Genomic DNA, 5,688 nt, shown 5'->3' on the forward strand with positions numbered 1-5,688 from the left:
CGGATGAATATATCTCAGAAATCACTCAACGTTTGAATCATCGCCCAAGAAAAAGACTCAGCTTTAAAAGTCCGAGTCAGGTATTATGGCAACAACATGGTGTTGCACTTCAAATGCTAATCTAAGTCATTAAAAAATAAAAAACCGCTGACCTTAAACGTGGTCAGCGGTTTTTTTATGATGCTTTTATTTATTGATTACTTACAACTCCAATTTTTTTCACGTCAAGGCGTTGAGCTGCCGCCATAACCATCGCAATGTATTTGTATTCCGTTGCGCGATCAGCTTTTAGCTTAATTTGGTCTTGATCTGTTTTTTGTGCGACCGTTTGCAGTAGTGTTTCTAGGGCTTGCTTCGACTCAACAGGTTGTTCATTCCAAAACATTTTGCCTTGAGCATCTAGACGTAATTCTACAATCTCAGGCGGTTTTTCCTGAGTCGGTGGTGGCGTACCATTGGGTAGATTGATATTAATGGCATTGTTTGGTAGTGGGATTGTGATAATGAACATAATCAACAACACCAACATGACATCAATCAGGGGAGTCATGTTGACATCGAGCATCACATCTTCATCATCTTGATTGGAACCAACATTCATACCCATAGCTGAATCCTTCTTTGATTAAGGTGAAGAGGGCGGTGTGGTGACAAAGGCGATTTTGCCAATACCCGCTTGTTGTGTGGTTGTAATGACTTGGTCAATCGCATCGTATGGCGTCAGTTGATCACCACGAATGTGAACATCAGGTTGCGGTCTTTTTTGTGCCTCCGCCTGTAACCGAGAGAGTAGAGTTGCTTTATCTGCTATGTAGTTTTCATTCCAAAAAATATCCCCATTTTTGTTTACAGCAAGTTGAATATTTTCAGGTTTGGTTTCATAGGGTACATTCTTTTCTTCAGGCAAATTGACTGGTACGGTATGAATCGAAACAGGCACAGTGATGAGGAAAATAATCAGTAAAACCAACATAATATCAACTAATGGTGTGGTATTAATGGTTCCGATTACATCATCATCGCTGTCATTTGAATTAACCGTCATTCCCATGGTTGATTCCTCATTTTTTATTTCATATCACGGTTAATCGGGTTATTAGTACTGATTTCACCACTTAATAGCACCGCATGTAAGTCTGAACCAAAGGTACGAACTTCTTCCATTACAGCTTTATTACGACGGGTTAACCAGTTGTAACCAAGCACAGCGGGAACCGCTACAGCTAAACCAATTGCAGTCATGATTAAAGCTTCACCTACAGGACCTGCAACTTTATCAATAGAGGCTTGACCCGATACGCCAATGGCCGTTAACGCATGATAAATGCCCCAAACCGTACCAAATAAACCTACGAAAGGTGCGGTTGAGCCTACGGTTGCAAGAAATGCCAGTCCGCCACTTAAATGGCTTTGAATTTTGTCGATAGCGCGTTGAATTGAGATGGTGACCCATGTATTAAAGTCGATTCGTTCTAATAACGTGCCTCCGTGGTTTTTTGTCGACTTAATACCTTTCTCTGCAATAAAGCGATACACGCTTGCATCGTCTAAACCTTCAGTTGCACTGTCTAAAGACGTGGCTTCCCAGAAGTTTTTTTCAGCATGCTGGCCTTGTTTACGAATTTTTCCTTGTTGTAAGCATTTGGTGATGATGATGTACCATGTACCAATCGACATAATCACCAAAATAAAAAGTGTCACTTTTGCAACGAGATCCCCTTCTTTCCACATGGCCTCTAAGCCATAAGGGTTATGTGTTTTTTCTACAGTTGAAGATGCTTGTTCAGGTAGTGGTGGGGGAACATGAACAGCAGCTTTATCAATGTTGGCAATTTCTGTTGTAACTGCTGTTGCTTGTGCTTTAGTTTCTTCGGCAAATGTTGTTTGTAACGGAAGTAATGCACTCATTCCAAGCAAGCTTGCTGCGGTAAAATTCTTTAAATTTTTCATTGTGTAACTCCTTATTTCATCTAGATTTTCTTTCAATTATTCGAGGACAAACTCGTATGGAATGTCGAACCAAGCATTTTGTGGTACGCCATCTTTCATTGCAGGTTTAAATGTGCACAAGCTATACGCTTTCGTTGCCGCACGGTCTAAAGTACGGTCACCTGTTGAACGCTTCACTTTGACTTCTTGCGCCTTACCATTGGTATCGACAAAGACCGAAATCAGCACGGTGCCAGAAATGCCACTCATCTCTGCTTCGCGTGGATAGCTTGGAGCTTTGCATCCAGCTTCTCCTTCCGATACTCCACGTGTAACTCCTGCAGGTTTCGGTGTTGGAGTAGGTGCAACGGCTACTGGTGCGGGTGCGGATTCTGGGCTAGGAGACGGGGATACAGCAGTTGGAGTGGGTGTGCTTACAGTCGGTTTAGACACTGGTGTAGAAACTGTTTTTTGTACAGGCACGACTTTTTCAACTGGTTTTGGATCAGGCTGCTGCGCTACTTTTTCCACCATTTTAGGGGGCTCTGGTGGAATGTCTTTAGGTGGCTCTGGCTCAGGTGGCTTGATGTCTTGCAGAATGACTAATTCAACAGGTGCTGTTGAGGGTTTGATGATGTCTTTTGCTAAACCTGCCATTAGCACTAAGCCAACAAGGATATGTAAGAAAATTACGACGCCAATACCAGTTAGTTTCTTGGCGGAGTTTTTTTCTAAATCTTCAAACTTTGTGCCCATAGTTACTCCTGAAATTCGAGCTAAATTTGCTGTTTAAATCGTGAACATCACGTTGAAAAAAGCAGTCTGTGTTTAGCCAAAATTGAGAATGAGAAAACATCACCACAGATTGAGTGTTTCAACCTGTGGTGTATGTCTGATTAGAACTTGTACGTACCTCTTAAGTAGAAAGTACGTCCTGTCGGATCGCTGTAACGAGGGTCATAGCCGTATTGGAAGTTATCTAGAACGTTAGATGCTGCAGGCTCTTCATCAAATAAGTTTTTAATTCCACCTGTAAGCTCTAAGTTTTTGAAACCTTTATAGGTGCCTGCAATGTTGTAGAGGGTATAGTCTGAAACTTTGTGGTTATCATAGCCTTCTTCGCCTGTTGCATTCTGGTCATGGTAACCGCGGAAGAATTGTTGTTCAAAGACCAGTTTCCAGTCTTCATAGCTCCAGTTAATGTTTGCTGTGTGTTTCCAACGCAGTACAGCAGGGTCATCATATGTTCCGACTTTGCCTTCCCATGCCCCACCTTTTTCTTCTTGTTTGTCATATTTGATGATATATGTACCATCAATCCCGAAACCAAACCGTCCTGTAGCTGTCATAGGTGCAAGGTAGTTTAAGGAAAGATCGACACCTTCTGTTTTGATCCCCCCCATATTTACCAGTGTTGTATTAACATATTGGATACGACCTTCTGAATCACGAACAAAACGATCTGCGTACTTTGTTGGATTTTGGAAAATCATGGCATCACTAATGGTGTCAATTAAGCCATCAATTTCGATATTGTAATAGTCAGCTGTAAAGACAAGGTTTTTGATTGGTTCAAAAACGAAACCTGCTGTTATTGTGGTTGATTCTTCGGGTTGTAAGTCTGCTGATCCGCCTTGCATGCGCTTAAATTGAGTATTACATTCTGTTTTGTATTGCGTTGGCGTTGAGTCGATACCATTTGGGCAAAGTACAGGGTCATTGTATTTAGCACCTGTGTAGGTTTGGCTTTGTGGTGCATTAATTTCATATAAGCTTGGCGCGCGGAAGCCTGTACTGTAGGTGCTTCGGAACATTAATTGTTTTAATGGTTCCCAACGTAAACCTACTTTTGGATTGAAGGTGTCGCCAAAGTCGCTGTAGTCATCGTAACGGGCAGCAAGTTGCGCTTCTAAGGTGGAAGTAATGGGAATTTGTAGTTCAGAGAAAACAGCTGTAATGTCACGATCACCTTTACTGACGGGTTTATCTGGGTCAATACCACTGCCTGGGACTAGTCGTACAAGATCTGAGTTTACAGTCGCTTCCCAGTCTTGGGTGGTAAAGCTCCCTCCAAAGGCAAAGCCGACATCACCTGCAGGAAGGGTGAAAATAGGACGGCTGATCGTAAAGTCAAATGTAGTTGAATCTAAAGTTGCCTCATTGGTCGTACCGCTGACTTCTAATGAACTCCAAGCATTTGCATCTGCCGAAGCACCAAAGGGATTAATGGTGCCGTTGTCTAGACCCTCTTGAAGTTTGTTTCTATTTAAGTAGCCACTTACAAAACTATCACTTGCTTTACCGTGAGCATAGGTCACACCGCTGTCGATGTTCCAGCCATAAGCTTCGCCTTCAATACCCGCAAAAATACGATGCGATTCATTGGTTGACTTAGAAACACGATTACCTGCTTGTGAGCGGAGGTAGAGTTGTAACGGATCACCACTTAAGCCATTAACCGCAGGAGTAATACCTTCTCCTGGGTAGTATTGGCTACTTTTCGGAATAGTTACAGATCGGCTATACACATCGGGTGCAATCGAAGTTGTGACTTCATTTTTTGCATATACATATTCTGCAATCGCGTTGAATTGATCACTCAACTTAAATGTCGCTCGTCCAAGCGCAGATAGGTCTTCTGTTTCTGGTTGAATTGCAATCAGGGCTTGGGTGTTTAAAAAGCATAAGCCACCATCTGCAACGACATTGGGTGTGTTATTACAGTTGGCATTGCCATAAGGATTGGCTTGTATGCTACTGGTTGGGTCATAAAAGTTGGCTGGAAAGCCGTTAGCAGAGCTCCCATCAATCCCTAGTTCTGGTAAAAGCCCTCCACGGCGACTGACTTTTCGGTCTTTGGCCATAATTTCTTTAGACTTCTGGTAACTGACAGCGCCATAAACGTTAAAGCCTTGTTCATCTAAATCGCCATAGCCACCAAAGATAGAGACATCGTATTCTTCTCCGCCTTTTTCTTCTGGCTTAAGTGCGCCACCACTGATACCAAAGCCTTCATATTGTTTTTTTGTGATGAAGTTAATCACCCCTGCAATTGCATCTGCACCATAGACCGCAGAGGCACCATCGCGAAGGACTTCAATTCGCTCTACCATTGCCAGTGGAATGGTATTTAAGTTGGTTTCGGATGTACTAAATGGGCTATAGGCTAAGCGACGACCATTTAACAAGACTAAAGTTTTGTCTGAGCCTAGACCACGTAAATTTGCAGTTGAGCCAGAAGTATTACTTGCACCTACGTTTTGAGCCGTACTGTAACCGGCTTGGTTTGCACTAATTTTGGTTAATGCTTCTTCGGCTGTTGTAACACCTTGCTGAGCAAGTTCTTCAACTTTAATGACGGTAATGGGTGAAGAACTTTGAGCTGCGACCCCTTTGATAGAGGAACCTGTGACAGTCACTTTGGCAACTTTTTTAGTTGGTTCTGCTGAGACTGAGCTTTCTGTTTCTTCTGCATGAGCTAAAGACAAACACATCATACTTAAAGTCAGGGTACTTAGTTTAAGTATTGATTTGCTGATGGTTGGGGTCCCCATAGATCGAACAAGTTTGTTTTTTTGCATCGTAAATTCAACCCTTCTTTTTCTATATTTAGCGGTATTGCTGTGCAGGGGGATTGCAAGGCAAATGCCAACTTTTGGTGATATGCAAAAGACTGTGAATTAAGTTATTGGCATATATTGTTTTATTTTATGTTTTGTTATCTTTTATGTAATTTTTCTCCACCTTTTGATTAATTGT

5 protein-coding genes are annotated in these 5,688 nt (G+C 42.2%); all 5 read right to left on the reverse strand.

The features are described from left to right. Positions 1-190 precede the first annotated feature (190 nt). Entirely contained in the window at positions 191-607 is a 417-nt protein-coding gene (locus GBI16_RS17365; RefSeq protein WP_151707547.1) for a biopolymer transporter ExbD, read from the reverse strand. A gap of 18 nt (positions 608-625) precedes the next feature. Then, entirely contained in the window at positions 626-1,051 is a 426-nt protein-coding gene (locus GBI16_RS17370) for a biopolymer transporter ExbD (protein WP_151707548.1), read from the reverse strand. A 17-nt stretch (positions 1,052-1,068) separates the two neighbouring features. Next, on the reverse strand, positions 1,069-1,950 hold the full coding sequence (locus GBI16_RS17375; protein ID WP_086208732.1) for a MotA/TolQ/ExbB proton channel family protein: 882 nt from the start codon (positions 1,948-1,950) through the stop codon (positions 1,069-1,071). 36 nt (positions 1,951-1,986) lie between these two features. Then, positions 1,987-2,685 carry an energy transducer TonB gene (locus GBI16_RS17380; protein ID WP_151707549.1) on the reverse strand — a complete coding sequence of 233 codons (699 nt, stop codon included), beginning with the start codon at positions 2,683-2,685 and terminating at the stop codon, positions 1,987-1,989. Positions 2,686-2,825: 140 nt separating this feature from the next. Further along, positions 2,826-5,510, reverse strand: a complete 2,685-nt coding sequence (locus GBI16_RS17385) for a TonB-dependent receptor (RefSeq protein WP_086208730.1) — start codon at positions 5,508-5,510, stop codon at positions 2,826-2,828. Between the last annotated feature and the right edge of the window lie 178 nt (positions 5,511-5,688).

Origin of the sequence: Acinetobacter sp. TUM15064, from assembly GCF_008980265.1 — a bacterium.
Classification (GTDB): Bacteria; Pseudomonadota; Gammaproteobacteria; order Pseudomonadales; family Moraxellaceae; genus Acinetobacter.

Excerpts from the sequence above, each read along its gene's own strand:
- GBI16_RS17365 (WP_151707547.1), bottom strand. The coding sequence starts at position 607 with ATGGGTATGAATGTTGGTTCCAATCAAGATGATGAAGATGTGATGCTC.
- GBI16_RS17370 (WP_151707548.1), bottom strand. The coding sequence starts at position 1,051 with ATGGGAATGACGGTTAATTCAAATGACAGCGATGATGATGTAATCGGA.
- GBI16_RS17375 (WP_086208732.1), bottom strand. The coding sequence starts at position 1,950 with ATGAAAAATTTAAAGAATTTTACCGCAGCAAGCTTGCTTGGAATGAGT.
- GBI16_RS17380 (WP_151707549.1), bottom strand. The coding sequence starts at position 2,685 with ATGGGCACAAAGTTTGAAGATTTAGAAAAAAACTCCGCCAAGAAACTA.
- GBI16_RS17385 (WP_086208730.1), bottom strand. The coding sequence starts at position 5,510 with ATGCAAAAAAACAAACTTGTTCGATCTATGGGGACCCCAACCATCAGC.